Source organism: Streptomyces luteireticuli (genome assembly GCF_041519305.1).
Lineage (GTDB): Bacteria > Actinomycetota > Actinomycetes > Streptomycetales > Streptomycetaceae > Streptomyces > Streptomyces luteireticuli.
In genome coordinates this window covers 4,257,137-4,276,428 of sequence record NZ_CP167927.1, presented here as the reverse complement: position 1 = coordinate 4,276,428, position 19,292 = coordinate 4,257,137, and the positions used below count along the sequence as shown (strand labels likewise).

Here is a 19,292-nt window from a genome sequence, read left to right as displayed (position 1 = left end):
ACCTGCCGTCAGGTTTTCCGGCGGGCTTCAGAAACTTCCGGAAGGGGCGGGGAACGGTGAAGTCCGATCGGCTGCTGTCGGTCCTGCTGCTCCTCCAGACCCGCGGCCGGGTGCCCGCCGCCGAACTGGCACGGCGGCTGGAGGTGTCCGTCCGCACGATCTACCGCGACGTCGAGGCCCTCTCCGCCGCCGGCGTCCCCGTCTACGCCGAGCGCGGCCGGCACGGCGGCATCGCCCTGCTCCCCGGCTACCGGACCGACGTCACCGGGCTCACCGCCGACGAGGCCCGCGCCCTCTTCGTCCTCGCCGCCCAGGGCGGCGCCCACGCGGCCCTCGGCCTGGACGGGGCGCTCGGCTCCGCCCTGCGCAAGGTGATGGCCGCCCTGCCCGCACCGCACCGCCCGGCCGCCGAGGCGACCAGCCGCCGCATCCTCGTCGACCCGGTGCGCTGGATGCCCGGCCCGGCACCCGACACCGGCCCCGGCGAACTCCACGACGCCGTCTTCGCCGACCGGAGGCTGCGGCTGGGCTACCGCCACGGCGGCACCACGGAGCCGCGCACCTACACGGTGGACCCCTACGGCCTCGTCGCCAAGGCGGGCGTCTGGTACCTGGTCGCCGACCGGCGCGGCCGACCCCGGCTCTTCCGCGCGGACCGCGTGGTCTCCGTGACCGTCACCCCGGCGGCCGTGCGCCGCCGGGAGGGCGTCGAGCTGGCCGACGTGTGGGAGGTGCTGCGTCGCGAGGTCGAACAGCGGCCGACGGACGTCCTCGTGACGGCCCGGGTGCGCCGCTCCCGCCTCGACATGCTGCTGCGGCTGCGGGGCCACCAGCTGACGGGACCGCCGACGGGCGGCGACCCGGCGACGGTCGAGTTCGCCTTCCCCGCGCCCGGCGCGGCGCGGGCGCTGCTGGCGTACGGCGGGGACGTGGAGGTGACCGGCCCGGACGAGGTGCGCGAGGACCTGGCCCGGGCGGCGGCGGAGGCGGCGGCGTTGTACGGCGGTGCGGCGGAACGCTGAACGAAGGGCGCCCGCCTCCCCCGCGAGGCCGTGCAGGGGAGGCGGGCGGCCGGCGTCAGTAGGAGAGGGCCTGCTCCGCGGAGCTCTGCCAGTACGTGACCCAGGCCGAGTCGTCGAAGTACGTGCCCGGGATCTTGGGCCGCGCGGGGCCGCCCACGGAACCCTCGTCGGAGGCGTCGGTGAAGTAGACGTCGATGCCGGAGACGGGGTGCCCGTGAGTGCCGCTGCCGTCGGGGGACTCGCTCATGATGCCGGCGTACGCGGACTGGCCGGGCTTGAGCGTGACCACGGCCTGCGGCTTGCTGTCCCGGAGCACGGTGACGGGGGCCTGCTGGTCGGCGTCCCAGCGCAGCGCCGGCGCGTGGTAGGCGGCACAGGCCGTCCTGCCGGTGTTGGTGGCGGTGAGCAGCAGGTGGTTGAGGGGGCGGGAGACGGGGGTCACGGTGACCTTGGTGTTGCTCGCCGTGCACGGGACGGGCTGCCGGTCCGCCTTCGGCGTCGCGGGGGCGGCGCCGGCGGCCTGGGCGCAGGCGAACGTGAGGGCGGTCGCGGCGGCCGCCGCTGCGGCGAAGCGGGCCACGGTGGTGGTCTTGGCGTTCATGGAGTCGTGCCTTTCTGCGTGCTGGTGGCTGGGTGCCGGTGGACGGTCCCGCGCTCGTCACGGTCCGTGGGGGGCGAGGGGGAGCGGACGCCTCGATGGGCGGTGGGGCCGCGGCCGTCGTCCGGTGGGCACCACGCTGCCGGGCGGGGTCCGGCCGGGGCAACGGCCGTGGGGACATCGGGAACGGTGGGATGCCGATTACGCGTCTCAGCTGCGGGAACGGATGTGCCCTGGGACGCCGGTGCGGGATGCGTCGAGCGTCGGTCACCGGGGAGGAGAGGGGCTGGACCGGTGGGGGCGGGGAACATGACGGGCGACTTCGCGGAGTTGCTGCGCGCGTTGAAGGAGCGGTCCGGGCGCAGCTACGGCGCGTTGGCGGGACGCCTGCACATGAGCACGTCCACGCTGCACCGTTACTGCCGGGGCGATGCCGTGCCGACGGACTTCGCGCCGGTGGAACGGTTCGTCCGGCTCTGCGGGGCGACGCCGGAGGAGCGGGCAGCGGTGCACCGCGCGTGGATCCTGGCGGACGCGGCGAGGGGGCGGAAGGGACAGGGCGCGGCGGAGGCGGCCGGTCCGCCGGAAGCCGCTCCGGTCACGGCGGAGCCGGCGGACGGGCCGGGCGCCGCCGCGGCACCCGACGACCGGCAACCGTCCCCTCCCGGACGGGAGTCGGACGGGAGGAGGCCGCCGAGGCCGTGGCACCGCTCCGTCGCGGCCGTGGCGGTGGCCGTGGTCGTCTCCGTCCTCACGACCCTGGCCGTGACGTTCCACGCCGCGTCGCCCGAAGAACGGCGTCGCGACGGGGCGCGGCCGGGCACGGGCCCGACGACGCATATGCCGAGCGCGCCGGGCAGGACGGACGGTGCGTCTCCGCACCCGTCCGCGCCCGCCGGTGACGCCGGCGGGAAGTCCGCCGAGGACGGGGACGCCCGTGTCCCTTCCCCCGGCAACGGCCCGGAAAATCCCGCGGACTTACCGGACACCGGCACGAAGGGCGGCGGCTCCGCCGGACCGAGCCGTACGCCCTCCCGGGACGGGAAGGACATGGACAAGGACAAGGACTCCGCCGGCGAAGCCGACCCGTTCACCGTGACCGCCCGCACCCAGGCCTGGGACTCCCCCTGCCATCACAACTTCCTCGTCGACAAGGACGCTTCGAAGGTGCCGCCGCCACCGCTCGGCCAGGACATGCCCGGCTGGGCCGCCGCGGAGGGTGCCGTCGACGGCGACGAGTCGCAGATCGAGCTGACGGTGCAGGGCCGTTCGAGGTCGGCGGTCGTGCTGCGGGCCCTGCATGTGCGCAAGGTGGGAGGGGGCCGGGGGCCGCTTCCCTGGAAGGTTTTCTCGACCGGCGGCGGCTGTGGCGGCGGAATCGTTCCTGCGTCCTTCGCCGTCAACCTGGACGCCGAACGCCCGTTGGTCAGGGCGGTCCCCGGGGAACGGGAGGACAGGCCGACGCCCGCCGTCGACTTCCCGATCTCGGTCTCCGCCGTCGACCCCCGGGTGCTGCGGGTCAACGCCCGCACCACGGGCTGCGCTTGCTCCTACTACCTCGAACTCGAGTGGAGCAGCGGCGACCGGCACGGCACGACGACCATCGGCGACCGCGGCGGCCGTCCGTTCCGCACCAGCGCCACCGAGGGGCGCCGGGACTACCTCTACGCCGGCCCCGACCGCGTCTGGGTCCGCAACGAGGAGCGGCCGGGGTAGAGCACAAAGAAACCCCGGGCCGACCGGCCCGGGGTTTCCGTGAAGAGCGGGCGACGAGAATCGAACTCGCGCTCTGAGCTTGGGAAGCTCATGTTCTACCATTAAACTACGCCCGCGAGGACGCCCCTCAAGGCGTCGCATCGTCGCACACTGTACCCCATCCGAGGCTCCCTGCGCATCTGTCGCGGGGGGCCTTTTCTGCTTGCGGGGGTGGTGTGGAAGGGGCGAGTACGGGAGGGGGATGCGGGCGTGGGGGACGGGAGTTGGGGCGTACCGTGTGGCGCGGACAGCCGGTCCGGGGGGTGGCGGGAGTGCCGCGTAGGAGCAAGTCCTATACATCCCCTAATGTGGCTTTTGTCTTTCACGTCCAGGGGAAAGGGACTCGATGGAGCGCACCGTCGTTCGTTGTGCCGAAGGGCACGTGTTCAGCACCGCTTCGTTCCCGATGCAGAACCTCGGTGCCGGGCGGCTCGGCCCCGGGCGGCTGCTGCGCTGCCCGCGCTGCGCCCGGCTCCGTCACTCGGTGCCGGTGGCGCACCAGAAGCGTTGATCATAAGGCGGTGAACGGCGGCGCGGGCCCGGTCCCCTCGGACCGGGCCCGCGCCGTGCTCCGTCTCCGCGTATCCTCGACCCGTGCTTCTCTCAGACAAGGACATCCGGGCCGAGATCGACGCCGGGCGGGTGAAGATCGATCCGTACGACGCGTCGATGGTGCAGCCGTCGAGCGTCGACGTACGGCTGGACCGCTACTTCCGGGTGTTCGAGAACCACCGGTACCCGCACATCGACCCCGCCGTGGAGCAGGCGGACCTCACGCGCGAGGTGGTGCCGGAGGAGGACGAGGCGTTCATCCTGCACCCGGGCGAGTTTGTGCTCGCCTCGACGTACGAGGTCATCACGCTCCCCGACGACGTCGCCTCGCGGCTGGAGGGCAAGTCCAGCCTCGGCCGGCTCGGGCTGCTGACGCACTCCACGGCCGGTTTCATCGACCCGGGCTTCTCCGGGCACGTGACGCTGGAGCTGTCGAACATGGCGACGCTCCCGATCAAGCTCTGGCCGGGCATGAAGATCGGCCAGCTGTGCATGTTCCGGCTGACCTCGCCGGTCGAGCACCCGTACGGGTCCGCGAAGCACGGTTCCCGCTACCAGGGCCAGCGCGGGCCGACGCCCTCGCGGTCCTTCCAGAACTTCCACCGCACCCAGGTCTGAGCAGAGCAAGGCGAGCAACAGTGAGTGACATCCGCGAGAACCTGACCTACCCGATCTTCGGGCAGGCCATCCGTGAGCTGGCGCAGACCATCGCGGACGACGGCTACGAGCCGGACATCATCCTGTCCATCGCGCGCGGCGGTGTCTTCGTCGCCGGCGGCCTCGCCTACGCGCTGGACTGCAAGAACATCCACCTGGTCAACGTCGAGTTCTACACGGGCGTGGGCTCGACGCTGGAGATGCCGGTCATGCTGGCGCCGGTGCCGAACGCGATCGACTTCTCCAACAAGAAGGTGCTGATCGCGGACGACGTCGCCGACACCGGCAAGACGCTGAAGCTGGTGCACGACTTCTGCCTGGAGCACGTGGCCGAGGTCCGCAGCGCGGTGATCTACGAGAAGTCGCACTCGCTGGTGAAGTGCGAGTACATCTGGAAGCGCACCGACGAGTGGATCAACTTCCCGTGGAGCGTGGAGCCGCCGGTGGTGCGGCGCGAGGGCCAGGTCCTCGACGCGTGACGGTCCACGAGGGCCCCGGTTCGGAAGAGCCGGGGCCCTCGGCCGTCCTGCGTGCCGTGCGTCAGGACGGCTCCTCGCCGCTGCGCACGACGTTGCTGCGGCCGGACTCCACGCCCTGGTCGTTCACGGCGGTGATGCAGTAGCTCCGCGTCACGCCGGGCCGGAGCGTCCAGTCCACGAACTTCAGGTCCTTGCCCTTGACGGAGCCGAGGTAGGTGAAGTCGGGGCGGCCCTCGTCCCGGACGTAGATGCGGAAGTGCGTGGCGTCGTCACGGGTCCGCCAGTACAGGGCGGCTCCCCGGGGGACGTCGAAGACCGCGAGGTCGAGCGGGGCCTGGGGCAGACGGCTGTCCACGGACGTGAAGGAGACCGGCGCGGAGCGCGGTGACTCCTGGCCCCGGACGCCGACCGCGCTGACGGCGTACTCGTAGGTGGTGCCGTCGGCCGGGGGCACATCGGTGGCCGAGGTCCCGTGCGTCGTCAGGACGAGCCGCCAGTCGTGCTGCGGGTCACGGCGCCAGAGCCGGTAGCCCTCCAGATCCGCTTCCCCGTTCTTCGCCCAGGTCAGCCCGGCCTCCAGATAGTCGCCCGACACTGTCAGGCCGGTCGGCGCGGCCGGGACGGCCGGGACCGGTACCGGGGTGGTGACCTTCGCCTCGGCGGAGCGGGCGGAGATGTTGCCCGCCTTGTCGAGCGCGGTGACGGCGTAGGCGTAGGTGGTGCCGTCGGCCTTCGGGCGGTCGGTGAAGGAGGTGCCGGTGAGCGGCTTCTTGCCGCTGACGACCGTCCAGGGGCCGGACGCGGCGCGGCGGTGGACCTGGTAGCCGGCGAGGTCGAGTTCGTTGTTCTTCGCCCAGGTGAGCGTGGTCTTGCCGGATGCGGTGTCGTACATCGCCTTCGGCCGGGCCGGGGCCAGCGGCTTGACCTTGTCGTCGGCCTTGCCGGTGAGGGGGGTGTAGGTGAACTTCACGTTCGCGGGGCCGGTGAAGGCCGCGTAGTTGACCCGGAGGGTGTGCTTCCCCTTGGGGACGGTGACCTTGACCGTCTTCTTCCGGGTCTTCGCGACGTCCTTCCACAGGTCGATCCTGAGGACGTTGTCGACGTAGACGCGGATGCCGTCGGCGGCCTCGGCGGTGAGGGCGAAGGGGCCGCCGGAGCCGAAGTCGCGGGTGGTGGTCCAGCGGACGCCGAAGTTGTCGCGGGGGAGGCCGGCGGGGGCGCCGGTGCCGTAGTTCTCGGCGATGGCGTTGTCGCAGGCGGTCTTCTTCGGGGTGCCGCGGAAGGTCGTGTTCGGGAAGAACTCCGCCTTCCAGACACCGGGCGCGCAGGTCACGGGCGCCGCCTGGGCGGCGCCGGCCGGCACGGCGATGCCGAGGGCGGCGGAGGTGAGGACGAGGGCCGCCGCCGGGGCGCGGCGTACGGCGATGCGTCGGATCATGCAGGGTCCTTGCTGCGAAACCAGAAACCAGTGGCGCAAGGGATGTGGGGGGACGCCGTGGTGATCGTGCCAGAGGGCCCCGGACGCGTCACGTCCGGGGCCCTCCGTGTACGGCCGATGGCAGCGGGCTACAGCGTGCCGAGCTTGATGAGCGACAGCAGGGCGACCAGCTGGATCGCCGAGGCGCCCAGCGCCCGGGGCCAGGGCAGGTCGTGGGACTTGCTCACCATCGAGGTGAGCAGATAGCCCGCCAGCAGCCAGGTCGCCCAGCCGAGCAGCTGCACCAGGGTGTTGTCGCCGCCGAGGAAGAAGGCGAGCACCAGCCGCGGCGCGTCCGTGATCGACATGATCAGCATCGAGAGGCCGATGGTCGGCTGCCACAGGCCGTCGCCGCCCAGCTGGCGGGCCAGGGTGTGGGTGACCGCGCCCATGATCAGGGCGGAGACCAGGACCAGGGCGCCGGCCGTCAGCACCAGCGGGAAGCTGTTGGCGAGCGTCGCGTTGAGCACGTCCTTGCGGGCCTTGTCGAAGCCGAAGACCGCGAGCAGGCCGTAGACGAAGGTGACGATCAGCGCGGGGCCCCACATGGCGTGGTCGCGCATCTGCCAGAAGGTGGCCGAGGGGCGCAGCACGATGCCCGTCAGCAGGTCCTTCCAGTGCAACCGGGGCCCGGACGGCGGGGCGGGCGCCTGGCCGCCGTAGGTCTGCGCGTCGCCGTAGCCGTCGTCGCCCTGTCCGTCGCGGCCGTCGTGCGAGCCGTACGCGTCCGGGGCGTCGCCGATGCCGAACTGCTGGGTGTGCCCGGGGCTGTCCCCGGGGCGGCCGTACGGGTCGTACGGCGCCTGTGGTGCGGGCGGCTGCGGGGGCTGGTGGTACTGCTGGCCCCCGCCGAAGTACTCCGGTTCGTCCCGGCCGCCGGGGCGGGCCTGCCACTGCGGCTGCGGAGCACCGCCCTGCCCGCCGCCGTAGCCGCCGCCGGGCGCGTGACCGGGGCCCGGGCCCCCGCCGTACGCGGGGCCGCCGTACGGGGCCTGCTGCCCCGGGTGTTGTCCTCGCCGCGCGGCGTCGGGCTCGTTCGAGTCCCCGCCGCGTCCCATCCTGAATCCAGCCACGCCTTCGAACGTACCCGCTCCCGGGGGGTGGTGGTGCCGGGCGGGGGCCTCCCGGGCCCGCTTGCTGCCGAGCTGTGACAACCCCTAAGGGAAAGCCCCGGGGCGGATGCCCCGGGGCTCGTCGTACCGTGCCGGCCGGCGTTACTTCACCGGCTCGGGGTCCGGCTCCGGAGCGTCGGCCGTCTCGCCGTCCCCCTCGGGCTCGACGGGGGTCCTGACGGAATCCAGCAGGAGCTGGGCGACGTCCACGACCTGGATCGACTCCTTGGCCTTGCCCTCGTTCTTCTTGCCGTTGACCGAGTCGGTCAGCATGACGAGGCAGAACGGGCAGGCGGTGGAGACGATGTCGGGGTTGAGGGACAGGGCCTCGTCCACGCGCTCGTTGTTGATGCGCTTGCCGATGCGCTCCTCCATCCACATGCGCGCGCCGCCGGCGCCGCAGCAGAAGCCGCGCTCCTTGTGGCGGTGCATCTCCTCGTTCCGCAGGCCCGGCACCTTGGCGATGATCTCGCGCGGCGGTGTGTAGACCTTGTTGTGGCGGCCCAGGTAGCAGGGGTCGTGATAGGTGATCAGACCCTCGACCGGGGTGACGGGGATCAGCCTGCCCTCGTCGATGAGGTGCTGGAGCAGCTGCGTGTGGTGGATGACCTCGTACTCGCCGCCGAGCTGCGGGTACTCGTTGGCGATGGTGTTGAAGCAGTGCGGGCAGGTCGAGACGATCTTCTTCTTGGCCTTGGGCTTCTTCGTGGACTCGTCCTCGGAGTCCTCGCCGAAGGCCATGTTGAGCATCTCGACGTTCTGCTGGCCGAGCTGCTGGAAGAGGAACTCGTTGCCGAGGCGGCGGGCCGAGTCGCCGGTGCACGCCTCCTCGCCGCCCATGATGGCGAACTTGACGCCCGCGATGTGCAGGAGCTCCGCGAAAGCCTTGGTCGTCTTCTTGGCGCGGTCCTCCAGGGCGCCGGCGCAGCCGACCCAGTAGAGGTAGTCGACCTCGGTGAGGTCCTCGACGTCCTTGCCGACGACCGGGACCTCGAAGTCGACCTCCTTGGTCCATGCCAGGCGCTGCTTCTTGGCCAGGCCCCAGGGGTTGCCCTTCTTCTCCAGGTTCTTGAGCATCGTGCCCGCCTCGGACGGGAAGGAGCTCTCGATCATCACCTGGTAGCGGCGCATGTCGACGATGTGGTCGACGTGCTCGATGTCCACCGGGCACTGCTCGACGCAGGCGCCGCAGGTGGTGCAGGACCACAGGACGTCCGGGTCGATGACGCCGTTCTCCTCCAGGGTCCCGATGAGCGGGCGCTCGGCCTCGGCCAGCGCGGCCGCGGGGACGTTCTTCAGCTGCTCCTCGGTGGCCTGCTCATTGCCCTCCGCGTCCTTGCCGCCGCCGGCGAGCAGGTACGGCGCCTTGGCGTGCGCGTGGTCGCGCAGGGCCATGATCATGAGCTTGGGGGAGAGCGGCTTGCCGGTGTTCCAGGCGGGGCACTGCGACTGGCAGCGGCCGCACTCGGTGCAGGTGGAGAAGTCGAGCAGGCCCTTCCAGGAGAACTCCTCGATCTTCGAGACACCGAAGACCGCGTCCTCGGCCGGGTCCTCGAAGTCGATCGGCTCGCCCTTGCTGACCATCGGCTGCAGTGCGCCCAGCGCGACATCACCGCTGGACTCGCGCTTGAACCAGATGTTGGGGAAGGCCAGGAAGCGGTGCCAGGCCACGCCCATGTCGGTCTTCAGCGAGATCGTGATCATCCAGATGAAGGACGTCGCGATCTTGATCATGGCGACCAGGTAGGTGACGTTCTGCAGCGTGCCGACGCTCAGCCCCCGGAAGGCCGCGACCAGGGGGTACGAGGCGAAGTACCCGGCCTCGTAGCTCTCCACCCCGTGCTGGGCGCCTTCCAGGCCGCGCAGCGTCATGATCGAGGCGCCGACGATGAGGATGACGGCCTCGACGAAGTAGGCCTGGCGGAAGTTGGAGCCCGCGAAGCGGGACTTGCGGCCGGGCTTGCCCGGCTTGCTGAGCTGCCGGACGACGATCAGGGTGAGGATGCCGAGGGTGGTGATCGTGGCGAAGAACTCGACGAAGAGCTCCCACGGCAGCCAGTCGCCGATGATCGGCAGCAGCCAGTCGGCCTTGAAGAGCTGGCCGATGGCGTTGAGGATCGTCAGCAGCAGTGCGAAGAAGCCCACCGCCACGCCCCAGTGCGCGACGCCGATCGTGCCCCACTGGTTCATCCGGGTGTGGCCGAGGAACTCCTTGGCCACCGTGACCGTGCGCTGCTTGGGGTCGTCGGTGCGGGTGCCCTTGGGCACCGGCTGGCCGAGCCGCATGTGCTGGTAGATCTGCAGGATGGCACGGCCGAACAGTGCGACGCCGACCGCGATGAGGACCAGCGACACGATGATCGCGGCGAGTTGCATGGGAGGGCTCCTCGGACCTGCGAGAGCGGGATTGCGGGATTACTAACCGGTAACTTATCCAGTCCGTACGAGACTACTCACTCCCGGCCGCGCGCCATACCCGCAGCGCCGGTGATCTGCGTCGCGCAGGCAAGCCTCAGAACCGCCCTCTCCGCCCTCGGGGCGCCCTCCTTGCCGATCTTGGGCGCACGAGAGTTGAGCCCCCTCGACTCAGCTCCGTTGACACCATGGCTTCCGTGTTGCACCCTTGAGCCTGTTCCACTCAAGTCAGCTGGAGGAATCGACATGGCACGTGCGGTCGGCATCGACCTGGGTACGACGAACTCCGTCGTCAGTGTTCTCGAGGGCGGTGAGCCCACCGTCATCACCAACGCCGAGGGCGCCAGGACCACGCCGTCCGTCGTGGCCTTCGCGAAGAACGGCGAGGTGCTGGTCGGCGAGGTCGCCAAGCGCCAGGCCGTGACCAACGTCGACAGGACCGTCCGGTCGGTCAAGCGCCACATGGGCACCGACTGGAAGATCAACCTGGACGGCAAGGACTTCAACCCGCAGCAGATGAGCGCCTTCATCCTGCAGAAGCTGAAGCGGGATGCCGAGGCGTACCTGGGCGAGAAGGTCACGGACGCGGTCATCACCGTCCCTGCGTACTTCAACGACTCGGAGCGCCAGGCCACCAAGGAGGCCGGCGAGATCGCGGGCCTCAACGTCCTGCGCATCGTCAACGAGCCGACGGCCGCCGCGCTGGCCTACGGCCTCGACAAGGACGACCAGACCATTCTCGTCTTCGACCTCGGCGGCGGCACCTTCGACGTCTCGCTGCTCGAGATCGGCGACGGCGTCGTCGAGGTCAAGGCCACCAACGGCGACAACCACCTCGGTGGTGACGACTGGGACCAGCGCGTCGTCGACTTCCTGGTCAAGCAGTTCGCCAACGGCCACGGCGTGGACCTGTCCAAGGACAAGATGGCCCTCCAGCGCCTCCGCGAGGCCGCCGAGAAGGCCAAGATCGAGCTCTCCTCGTCCACCGAGACCACGATCAACCTGCCCTACATCACGGCCTCCGCCGAGGGCCCGCTGCACCTGGACGAGAAGCTCACCCGCGCCCAGTTCCAGCAGCTGACCGCGGACCTGCTGGAGCGCTGCAAGACCCCGTTCCACAACGTCATCAAGGACGCGGGCATCGCCCTCTCCGAGATCGACCACGTGGTCCTGGTCGGCGGCTCGACCCGTATGCCCGCCGTCGCCGAGCTCGTCAAGGAGCTGACCGGCGGCCGCGAGGCCAACAAGGGCGTCAACCCGGACGAGGTCGTCGCCATCGGCGCCTCGCTCCAGGCCGGTGTCCTCAAGGGCGAGGTCAAGGACGTCCTGCTGCTCGACGTCACCCCGCTGTCCCTCGGCATCGAGACCAAGGGCGGCATCATGACCAAGCTGATCGAGCGCAACACCACGATCCCGACGAAGCGCTCCGAGATCTTCACGACGGCGGAGGACAACCAGCCGTCCGTGCAGATCCAGGTCTACCAGGGCGAGCGCGAGATCGCGGCGTACAACAAGAAGCTCGGTATGTTCGAGCTGACCGGCCTCCCGCCGGCCCCGCGCGGCGTCCCGCAGATCGAGGTCACCTTCGACATCGACGCCAACGGCATCATGCACGTCGCCGCGAAGGACCTCGGCACGGGCAAGGAGCAGAAGATGACCGTCACCGGCGGCTCCTCGCTGCCGAAGGACGAGGTCGACCGCATGCGCGAGGAGGCCGAGAAGTACGCGGAGGAGGACCACAAGCGCCGCGAGGCCGCCGAGACCCGCAACCAGGCCGAGCAGCTCGTCTACCAGACGGAGAAGTTCCTCAAGGACAACGAGGACAAGGTTCCGGCCGAGGTGAAGACCGAGGTCGAGACCGCCGTCACCGAGCTCAAGGAGAAGCTGAAGGGCGAGGACACCGCGGAGATCCGCACGGCGTCCGAGAAGGTCGCCGCGGTCAGCCAGAAGCTCGGCCAGGCCATGTACGCCGACGCCCAGGGTGCCCAGGGCGCGGCCGGTGCCGCGGGTGCGGCCGGCGGCCAGCAGCAGGCCAAGGCCGAGGACGACGTCGTCGACGCCGAGATCGTGGACGACGAGAAGCCGAAGGGCGGTGCGTCGGCGTGACGGAGGAGACCCCGGGCTTCGACGACAAGCCTGAAGGCACTCCCTCCGGCAAGCCGGCCGACGACAAGGGCGCCGCACCCGCCGAGGAGGCGGGCGCGGCCCCGGCCGGCGAGGAGCTGGTCGAGGTGGGCCTCCAGGCCCAGCTGGACCAGGCCCAGGCCGCGCTCAACGAGCGGACCGCGGACCTCCAGCGGCTCCAGGCGGAGTACCAGAACTACCGCCGCCGGGTCGAGCGGGACCGGGTGCAGGTCAAGGAGGTGGCCCAGGCCAACCTCCTGTCCGAGCTGCTCCCCACGCTCGACGACATCGGCCGCGCCCGTGACCACGGCGAGCTCGTCGGCGGCTTCAAGTCCGTCGCCGAGTCGCTGGAGACGGTCGTGGCGAAGATGGGCCTCCAGCAGTTCGGCAAGGAGGGCGAGCCCTTCGACCCGCTGATCCACGAGGCGCTGATGCACAGCTACGCGCCGGACGTCACCGAGACCACGTGCGTGCAGATCCTGCAGCCGGGGTATCGGATCGGCGAGCGTACGATCCGCCCGGCGCGGGTCGCGGTCGCCGAGCCGCAGCCGGGCGCCGCGTCCGGCAAGGGCGAGGGCGAGTCCGACGAGGAGAGCGGTGGCCCGGACGAGGGCTGACGCGATGACGCACGACCGTAGGCACTGTTCGGACAGGGAGGAGGGACGCCGGGGATGAGTACCAAGGACTTCCTGGAGAAGGACTACTACAAGGCCCTCGGCGTCTCCAAGGACGCCACCGAGGCGGAGATCAAGAAGGCGTACCGGAAGCTCGCCCGCGAGTTCCACCCGGACGCCAACAAGGGCGACGCCGCGGCCGAGGAGCGCTTCAAGGAGATCTCCGAGGCCTACGACGTCCTCGCCGACGCCAAGCGGCGCAAGGAGTACGACGACGCCAGGGCGCTCTTCGGCAACGGGGGCTTCCGCCCCGGGCCGGGCGCCGGCGGCTCCTTCAACTTCGACCTGGGCGACCTCTTCGGGGGCGCCCAGGGCGGGGCGGGAGCCGGCGGCTTCGGCGGCGGCGGCCTGGGCGACGTCTTCGGCGGCCTGTTCAACCGCGGCGGCGCCGGGACGCGCACCCAGCCGCGCCGGGGCCAGGACATCGAGTCCGAGGTGTCGCTCAGCTTCACCGAGGCCGTGGACGGGGCCACCGTCCCGCTGCGGATGTCCTCCTCGGCGGCCTGCAAGGCCTGCTCCGGCACCGGCGACAAGAACGGCACGCCCAGGGTCTGCCCGACCTGCGTCGGCACCGGCCAGGTGTCGCGCGGCGCGGGCGGCGGCTTCTCGATGACCGACCCCTGCCCCGACTGCAAGGGGCGCGGGCTGATCCCCGAGAACCCCTGCGACGTCTGCAAGGGCAGCGGCCGGGCCACCTCGTCGCGCACCATGCAGGTCCGGATCCCCGCGGGCGTCTCCGACGGCCAGCGGATCCGGCTGCGCGGCAAGGGCGCCCCGGGCGAGCGCGGCGGTCCCAACGGCGACCTCTACGTCGTCGTCCACGTCGGCTCCCACCCGGTCTTCGGGCGCAAGGACGACAACCTCACCGTCACGGTGCCGGTCACCTTCGCGGAGGCGGTGCTCGGCGGCGAGGTCAAGGTGCCCACCCTGGGCGGACCTCCGGTCACCCTGCGGATCCCGCCCGGCACGCCCAACGGCCGCACCATGCGCGCCCGCGGCAAGGGCGCGGTGCGCAAGGACGGCACCCGCGGCGACCTGCTGGTCACCGTCGAGGTGACCGTGCCGAAGGATCTCAGCGACAAGGCCCGGGACGCCCTGGAGTCCTTCCGCGAGGCGACGGCGGGTGAGGACCCGCGCGCAGAGCTGTTCCAGGCAGCGAAGGGAGCGTGACCGCGATGAACGGCGACGGACGCCGTCGTAACCCCTACGAGCTGACCGACGAGTCACCGGTGTACGTCATCTCCGTCGCGGCCCAGCTCTCGGGGCTGCACCCGCAGACCCTCAGGCAGTACGACCGCCTCGGCCTGGTCTCCCCCGACCGCACGGCCGGGCGCGGCCGCCGCTACTCGGCCCGTGACATCGAACTGCTCCGCCAGGTGCAGCAGTTGTCGCAGGACGAGGGCATCAACCTGGCCGGCATCAAGCGCATCATCGAGCTGGAGAACCAGGTGGCCGCGCTCCAGCAGCGCGTCGCCGAGCTCCAGACGGTGGTCGAGGGTGCCGCCGCGGCGATGCAGCAGCGCGAGGCCGCGGTGCACGCCTCCTACCGGCGGGACCTCGTCCCGTACCAGGAGGTGCAGCAGACCAGCGCGCTGGTCGTCTGGCGGCCGGGCAAGCGGGAGCGCTGAGCGCTCGGCTCGATTGTCCAGGAGGCCCGTCCCTGAAGGGGGCGGGCCTCCTGCCATGAGAGGGCAACTTCCATCTGTCAAAGGCTTGTTGGGGATACTGTCGGCCGAGGAGCGCGTGACGGAGGCCCAGGGGGGCGCATGGAAGCGGGCAATCTGGCGGATGCCGCGGTGCAGTGGCTGACCGCCGTCGCGAGCGGGGCGGGCAGCGGCCTGGGTCAGGGGGTCGCCGATCTCGTCCGACGCCGGATGAGTCAATCCCCCGACGGGCGGGCCGCGTTGAACCGGATCGACGCGAACCCCGCCGATCCCGCGGCGCGGGCCGCGGCGCGGACGGTGGTCGTCGGGCTGCTCGACCTCGATCCCGCCTTCCGGTACGAGCTGGACCGGGCGTCCACGGTCCTGGTCGCCCCGAGTGCGGGCCGCGATCAGACCCATATCCACGTCAACGGCCGGGTGAAGGGCTCGATTTCGGTGGGGACGGCCGCCGTGCCGGCGACCGGGGCGGGTAATGGGTGGCGGATCGCCCTCGTCGTCCTGTTGCTGGTGGTGATCCTGGTGGCGGGTTTCGTGATCTACCGTGCGGTCGGGGGGAGACAGGGTGGCGGCGATTCCTCGTCGCCCTCCTCGCCGAGCGCTCCGGCGCGTTCCGCCCCCGGCGCCGTCACGGCCTCGCTCGACAACGACCGCGTCGCGGCGATCGTCCCGGACCTGCGGAGCATGCCGGCCGGGTGGACGAGCGCGAAGAGCCCCGGGACGTTCGAGAACGGCTGCAAGGCCGACGAGCCGACGTGCGCGGGTGCCACGGGGGCGGCCGAGGCGGCGTACAAGCCGCCCGGATCGGAGGGGGAGGTGTCCGTTGGCGCGGTCGCTTATTCGAGCGCCGACGCGGCGGCGAAGGCGTACGCCCGTCTGATCGCGGAAGCGGCGTCAAAGGGCGGGATGTCCGAGCTTCCCGTACCGGCCGTCGGTGATCAGTACACGGGGATGCGGGTCACCCAGAAGCTGGGCACCATGGTCGGCATCGCCGTGCGAGTCGGCAATGTCATCAGCATGCTCAACTACGGTGGCAAAACCTTGCCTTCGCCGGACGTCTCCGTCCTCAACCCCGTCGCCGTCGCCGTCGCCGAACGCGCCCGTCAGGCCCAGCGCGGCGAGCAGCCGAGCGCCCGCGTGGGCGGCTAGGGCAGCGCGTCCGCGATCGCCGTGGTCACCAGCAGGTACATGGGCCGGGCGCCCGTTCCGCAGCAGCCGGCTGCCCTCCCGGGAGTCGGGGACGAGCCGGTGGCGGACGCCGTCGTACGTCACGTCCACCCGGTACGAGCGGCGGCTCACCCGGCCCTTGCCCGGTCTGATGACGGCCGGCGCACGACGACCTCGGGGACCGCCGGTCCCGAGACGGTCAGGGTGCCCCGCTCGCGGTCCGGCGCGATGGCGATCCCGTCGAAGAGGGCGTCGTGCGTCATGCCCCCATCGTCGCTCAGATGCCGCGGACGTTCCCCATCGCGCGGGTCACGGCGATCTCTATGAGCACCCGGTCGGGATTGGGCTCGGGCGTGCGTCCGTAGCGCTCGGCGTAGCGGGCGACCGCGTCGGCGACGGCCTCCGGCTCGGTCCGTACGACGGCCCTGCCCTCCAGCGTGGCCCATGAGCCGCCCGGCGCGACCTGGCACAGGGCGACCCGGGCCCCGTCCGGCCCGGCGGCGAGGACGTTGGTGACCTTGACGCTCTGCTTGCGGGTGATGACGCGGGCCGTGCGCGTCTCCGCGTCGAAGGTGGCGCCCACGGGGACGACGTGCGGGCTGCCGTCCCGGCGGAGGGTGGTGAGCGTCGGGAAATGCCGCTCGCGCCAGAAGGTGAGGTAGGTGTCGGGGAGGTTGTGCAGGTCATGGGCCATGGGGGACAGGGTAGTTGGCGGCCCGGCGCCCTTCCGGCGGCTCCATGGCCGGGAAGCGGTCCCGAAGGGCCTCCCCCGGCGTGGTGGGCGGCGTGGCGGCTGCGGTGGCGCCCGGCTCTCCCCAGGGCTTCACTCGCAAGAGGGGCGTGTGCCCCGACGCCCTCCCCAAACCAAGGTTGAGTGGAATAGACTCAACTTATCGCATGTTGCTTACGGCAGGATGCATGCCGAGCCCGAGGAGGAGCCCCCGACCGTGGATGCCGAGCTGACCAACAAGAGCCGTGAGGCGCTGAGCGCCGCCCATGAGCGGGCCGTGGCGGCCGGACATGCCGATATGACCCCCGCCCACCTGCTGCTCGCCCTGCTCGCCGGGCAGGAGAACGAGAATCTGCTGGATCTGCTGGCCGCCGTCGAGGCGGACGCCGCCGTGCTGCGCGGCGGGGCCGAGCGCGTGCTGGCCGGGCTGCCGAGCGTGCAGGGGTCCACCGTGGCGCCGCCGCAGCCGACGCGGGAGCTGCAGGCCGTGCTGGTGGACGCGGCCGAGCGGGCGCGGGATCTGGGGGACGAGTACGTCTCGACCGAGCACCTGCTGGTCGGGCTCGCCGCGAAGGGCGGACGGGTGGGCGAGCTGCTGGAGCAGCAGGGCGCCTCCGCGAAGCGGCTGCTGGACGCCTTCGAGAAGGCCCGCGGCGGCCAGCGGGTCACCACGGCCGACCCCGAGGGTACGTACAAGGCGCTGGAGAAGTTCGGTACGGACTTCACCGCGGCGGCGCGGGACGGCAAGCTCGACCCCGTCATCGGGCGGGATCACGAGATCCGGCGCGTGGTGCAGGTGCTGTCGCGGCGGACGAAGAACAACCCCGTGCTCATCGGCGAGCCCGGCGTCGGCAAGACGGCCGTCGTCGAGGGGCTCGCACAGCGGATAGTGAAGGGCGACGTCCCCGAATCGCTGCGGAACAAGCGGCTGGTCTCGCTGGACCTGGGTGCGATGGTCGCCGGCGCCAAGTACCGCGGCGAGTTCGAGGAGCGGCTGAAGACCGTCCTCGCGGAGATCAGGTCCAGCGAGGGCCAGATCATCACGTTCATCGACGAGCTGCACACCGTCGTCGGCGCCGGCGCCTCCGAAGGCGCCATGGACGCGGGCAACATGCTCAAGCCGATGCTGGCGCGCGGCGAGCTGCGCATGGTGGGCGCCACGACGCTGGACGAGTACCGCGAGCGGATCGAGAAGGATCCGGCGCTGGAGCGGCGCTTCCAGCAGGTGCTGGTCGCCGAGCCGTCCGTCGAGGACACCATCGCGATCCTGCGCGGGCTCAAGGGGCGCTACGAGGCGCACCACAAGGTGCAGATCGCGGACGGCGCACTGGTCGCCGCGGCCACCCTCTCCGACCGGTACATCACCTCCCGCTTCCTCCCCGACAAGGCCATCGACCTCGTCGACGAGGCCGCCTCCCGGCTCCGCATGGAGATCGACTCCTCGCCCGTCGAGATCGACGAGCTCCAGCGGTCCGTCGACCGGCTGAAGATGGAGGAGCTGGCGCTGCGCAACGAGACGGACGAGGCCAGCAAGGAGCGGCTGGCGAAGCTCCGCCGCGATCTGGCCGACAAGGAGGAGGAGTTGCGCGGCCTCACCGCGCGCTGGGAGAAGGAGAAGCAGTCCCTCAACCGGGTCGGCGAGCTCAAGGAGCGCCTGGACGACCTGCGCGGCCAGGCCGAACGGGCCCAGCGCGACGGCGACTTCGACACCGCCTCCAAGCTGCTCTACGGCGAGATCCCGGCGGTGGAGCGGGAGTTGGAGGAGGCCGCGAAGGCGGAGGCCGAGGCGGAGCAGGAGGCCGCGGCGAAGGACCTCATGGTCAAGGAGGAGGTCGGCTCCGACGACATCGCCGAGGTCGTCGCCGCCTGGACCGGCATCCCGGCCGGCCGTCTGCTGGAGGGCGAGACGCAGAAGCTGCTGCGCATGGAGGAGGAGCTCGGCCGGCGGCTGATCGGCCAGGAGGAGGCCGTACGGGCCGTCTCCGACGCCGTGCGCCGCAGCCGGGCCGGGATCGCCGACCCCGACCGGCCGACCGGCTCGTTCCTCTTCCTCGGCCCCACCGGCGTCGGCAAGACCGAACTGGCCAAGGCCCTCGCGGACTTCCTCTTCGACGACGAGCGGGCCATGGTCCGCATCGACATGAGCGAGTACAGCGAGCAGCACAGCGTGGCCCGCCTCGTCGGCGCGCCCCCCGGCTACGTCGGCTACGAGGAGGGCGGCCAGCTCACCGAGGCCGTCCGCCGCCGCCCGTACACCGTCGTGCTGCTGGACGAGGTGGAGAAGGCCCACCATGAGGTCTTCGACATCCTGCTCCAGGTGCTGGACGACGGCCGGCTCACCGACGGCCAGGGCCGGACGGTGGACTTCCGCAACACCATCCTCATCCTGACCTCCAACCTCGGCTCCACCTTCCTGGTGGACCCGCTGCTCAAGGAGGAGCAGAAGAAGGAGAAGGTGCTGGAGACCGTACGGGCCTCCTTCCGCCCCGAGTTCCTCAACCGCCTCGACGACATCGTGGTCTTCCACCCGCTGGGCAGCGGCCAGCTGGAGCGGATCGCCCAGATCCAGATCGCGCAGCTGCAGAAGCGCCTCGCCGACCGCCGGCTCACCCTCGACGTCGACGCGGCCGCGCTGCACTGGCTGGCCGCGCTGGGCCACGACGAGGAGCCCGGCGCCGCCGACCTGACCTATGGCGCCCGCCCGCTGCGCCGCCTGGTGCAGACCGCCATCGGCGACCGGCTCGCCCGCGCGATCCTGGCCGGCGACGTCCGCGACGGCGACACGGTTCGCGTCGAGCGGAATCCCGGTGAGGAGGGCCTCACGGTGCGGCCCGTCCGGACGGCGTAAGCACGCCCCCGGGAACGCCCC

At 71.4% G+C, this 19,292-nt stretch carries 17 protein-coding genes and 1 tRNA gene; 11 read left to right on the top strand and 7 right to left on the bottom strand.

Annotation, left to right across the window (positions count from 1 at the left end; all coding sequences use genetic code 11):
• Window positions 1–56 precede the first annotated feature (56 nt).
• Window positions 57–1,022 carry a helix-turn-helix transcriptional regulator gene (locus AB8735_RS18945; RefSeq protein WP_372408555.1) on the top strand — a complete coding sequence of 322 codons (966 nt, stop codon included), beginning with the start codon at window positions 57–59 and terminating at the stop codon, window positions 1,020–1,022.
• A 55-nt stretch (window positions 1,023–1,077) separates the two neighbouring features.
• On the opposite strand, the gene AB8735_RS18940 is transcribed toward AB8735_RS18945, so the two are convergent.
• Window positions 1,078–1,623 (bottom strand): DUF4232 domain-containing protein, encoded by a 546-nt coding sequence (locus tag AB8735_RS18940; protein WP_372408554.1) that lies wholly within the window; start codon window positions 1,621–1,623, stop codon window positions 1,078–1,080.
• Between the two features lie 306 nt (window positions 1,624–1,929).
• Here AB8735_RS18940 and AB8735_RS18935 point away from each other — a divergent pair, with 306 nt between their 5' ends.
• On the top strand, window positions 1,930–3,336 hold the full coding sequence (locus tag AB8735_RS18935; RefSeq protein WP_372408553.1) for a helix-turn-helix domain-containing protein: 1,407 nt from the start codon (window positions 1,930–1,932) through the stop codon (window positions 3,334–3,336).
• 45 nt (window positions 3,337–3,381) lie between these two features.
• Here AB8735_RS18935 and AB8735_RS18930 read toward each other — a convergent pair.
• A tRNA-Gly gene (locus tag AB8735_RS18930) sits at window positions 3,382–3,452 on the bottom strand.
• A gap of 305 nt (window positions 3,453–3,757) precedes the next feature.
• Between AB8735_RS18930 and AB8735_RS18925 the strand changes: the two genes are divergently transcribed.
• The 3 genes from AB8735_RS18925 to AB8735_RS18915 all read left to right on the top strand — a co-directional run bounded on the left by AB8735_RS18925 (window position 3,758) and on the right by AB8735_RS18915 (window position 5,063).
• On the top strand, window positions 3,758–3,886 hold the full coding sequence (locus AB8735_RS18925) for a hypothetical protein (protein ID WP_344018681.1): 129 nt from the start codon (window positions 3,758–3,760) through the stop codon (window positions 3,884–3,886).
• An 83-nt stretch (window positions 3,887–3,969) separates the two neighbouring features.
• Window positions 3,970–4,545 carry a dCTP deaminase gene (gene dcd, locus AB8735_RS18920; protein WP_344018532.1) on the top strand — a complete coding sequence of 192 codons (576 nt, stop codon included), beginning with the start codon at window positions 3,970–3,972 and terminating at the stop codon, window positions 4,543–4,545.
• A gap of 20 nt (window positions 4,546–4,565) precedes the next feature.
• Window positions 4,566–5,063 carry a phosphoribosyltransferase gene (locus tag AB8735_RS18915; protein ID WP_199891868.1) on the top strand — a complete coding sequence of 166 codons (498 nt, stop codon included), beginning with the start codon at window positions 4,566–4,568 and terminating at the stop codon, window positions 5,061–5,063.
• A gap of 61 nt (window positions 5,064–5,124) precedes the next feature.
• Here the strand turns inward: AB8735_RS18915 and AB8735_RS18910 are convergent, their stop codons facing one another.
• The 3 genes from AB8735_RS18910 to AB8735_RS18900 form a co-directional block, all read right to left on the bottom strand.
• Window positions 5,125–6,501 carry a fibronectin type III domain-containing protein gene (locus tag AB8735_RS18910; RefSeq protein WP_372408551.1) on the bottom strand — a complete coding sequence of 459 codons (1,377 nt, stop codon included), beginning with the start codon at window positions 6,499–6,501 and terminating at the stop codon, window positions 5,125–5,127.
• A 128-nt stretch (window positions 6,502–6,629) separates the two neighbouring features.
• Complete coding sequence (locus AB8735_RS18905) at window positions 6,630–7,598, bottom strand: Yip1 family protein (protein WP_344018674.1); 969 nt, start codon at window positions 7,596–7,598, stop codon at window positions 6,630–6,632.
• A 156-nt stretch (window positions 7,599–7,754) separates the two neighbouring features.
• Window positions 7,755–10,028, bottom strand: a complete 2,274-nt coding sequence (locus AB8735_RS18900; protein ID WP_344018538.1) for a 4Fe-4S dicluster domain-containing protein — start codon at window positions 10,026–10,028, stop codon at window positions 7,755–7,757.
• A gap of 285 nt (window positions 10,029–10,313) precedes the next feature.
• Here AB8735_RS18900 and dnaK point away from each other — a divergent pair, with 285 nt between their 5' ends.
• The 5 genes from dnaK to AB8735_RS18875 all read left to right on the top strand — a co-directional run bounded on the left by dnaK (window position 10,314) and on the right by AB8735_RS18875 (window position 15,675).
• On the top strand, window positions 10,314–12,173 hold the full coding sequence (gene dnaK / locus AB8735_RS18895; RefSeq protein WP_344018540.1) for a molecular chaperone DnaK: 1,860 nt from the start codon (window positions 10,314–10,316) through the stop codon (window positions 12,171–12,173).
• Window positions 12,170–12,808, top strand: a complete 639-nt coding sequence (grpE, locus tag AB8735_RS18890) for a nucleotide exchange factor GrpE (RefSeq protein ID WP_344018542.1) — start codon at window positions 12,170–12,172, stop codon at window positions 12,806–12,808. Before dnaK ends, grpE begins: the two co-directional genes overlap by 4 nt.
• Before the next feature lie 54 nt (window positions 12,809–12,862).
• Entirely contained in the window at window positions 12,863–14,035 is a 1,173-nt protein-coding gene (gene dnaJ, locus AB8735_RS18885) for a molecular chaperone DnaJ (protein WP_344018544.1), read from the top strand.
• 5 nt (window positions 14,036–14,040) lie between these two features.
• Entirely contained in the window at window positions 14,041–14,493 is a 453-nt protein-coding gene (locus AB8735_RS18880) for a heat shock protein transcriptional repressor HspR (RefSeq protein ID WP_344018677.1), read from the top strand.
• Between the two features lie 138 nt (window positions 14,494–14,631).
• Window positions 14,632–15,675 (top strand): hypothetical protein, encoded by a 1,044-nt coding sequence (locus tag AB8735_RS18875; protein WP_372408549.1) that lies wholly within the window; start codon window positions 14,632–14,634, stop codon window positions 15,673–15,675.
• A gap of 146 nt (window positions 15,676–15,821) precedes the next feature.
• Here the strand turns inward: AB8735_RS18875 and AB8735_RS18870 are convergent, their stop codons facing one another.
• Both AB8735_RS18870 and AB8735_RS18865 read right to left on the bottom strand, forming a co-directional pair.
• A complete protein-coding gene (locus tag AB8735_RS18870; RefSeq protein ID WP_372408548.1) occupies window positions 15,822–15,956 on the bottom strand; it encodes a hypothetical protein in 135 nt (44 codons plus the stop codon).
• A gap of 14 nt (window positions 15,957–15,970) precedes the next feature.
• A complete protein-coding gene (locus AB8735_RS18865) occupies window positions 15,971–16,387 on the bottom strand; it encodes a TIGR03618 family F420-dependent PPOX class oxidoreductase (RefSeq protein WP_344018548.1) in 417 nt (138 codons plus the stop codon).
• Window positions 16,388–16,640: 253 nt separating this feature from the next.
• Here AB8735_RS18865 and clpB point away from each other — a divergent pair, with 253 nt between their 5' ends.
• The gene (gene clpB, locus AB8735_RS18860; RefSeq protein WP_372408547.1) at window positions 16,641–19,271 is read left to right on the top strand and encodes an ATP-dependent chaperone ClpB; all 2,631 of its coding nucleotides are present in this window, start codon (window positions 16,641–16,643) and stop codon (window positions 19,269–19,271) included.
• Window positions 19,272–19,292 lie beyond the last annotated feature (21 nt).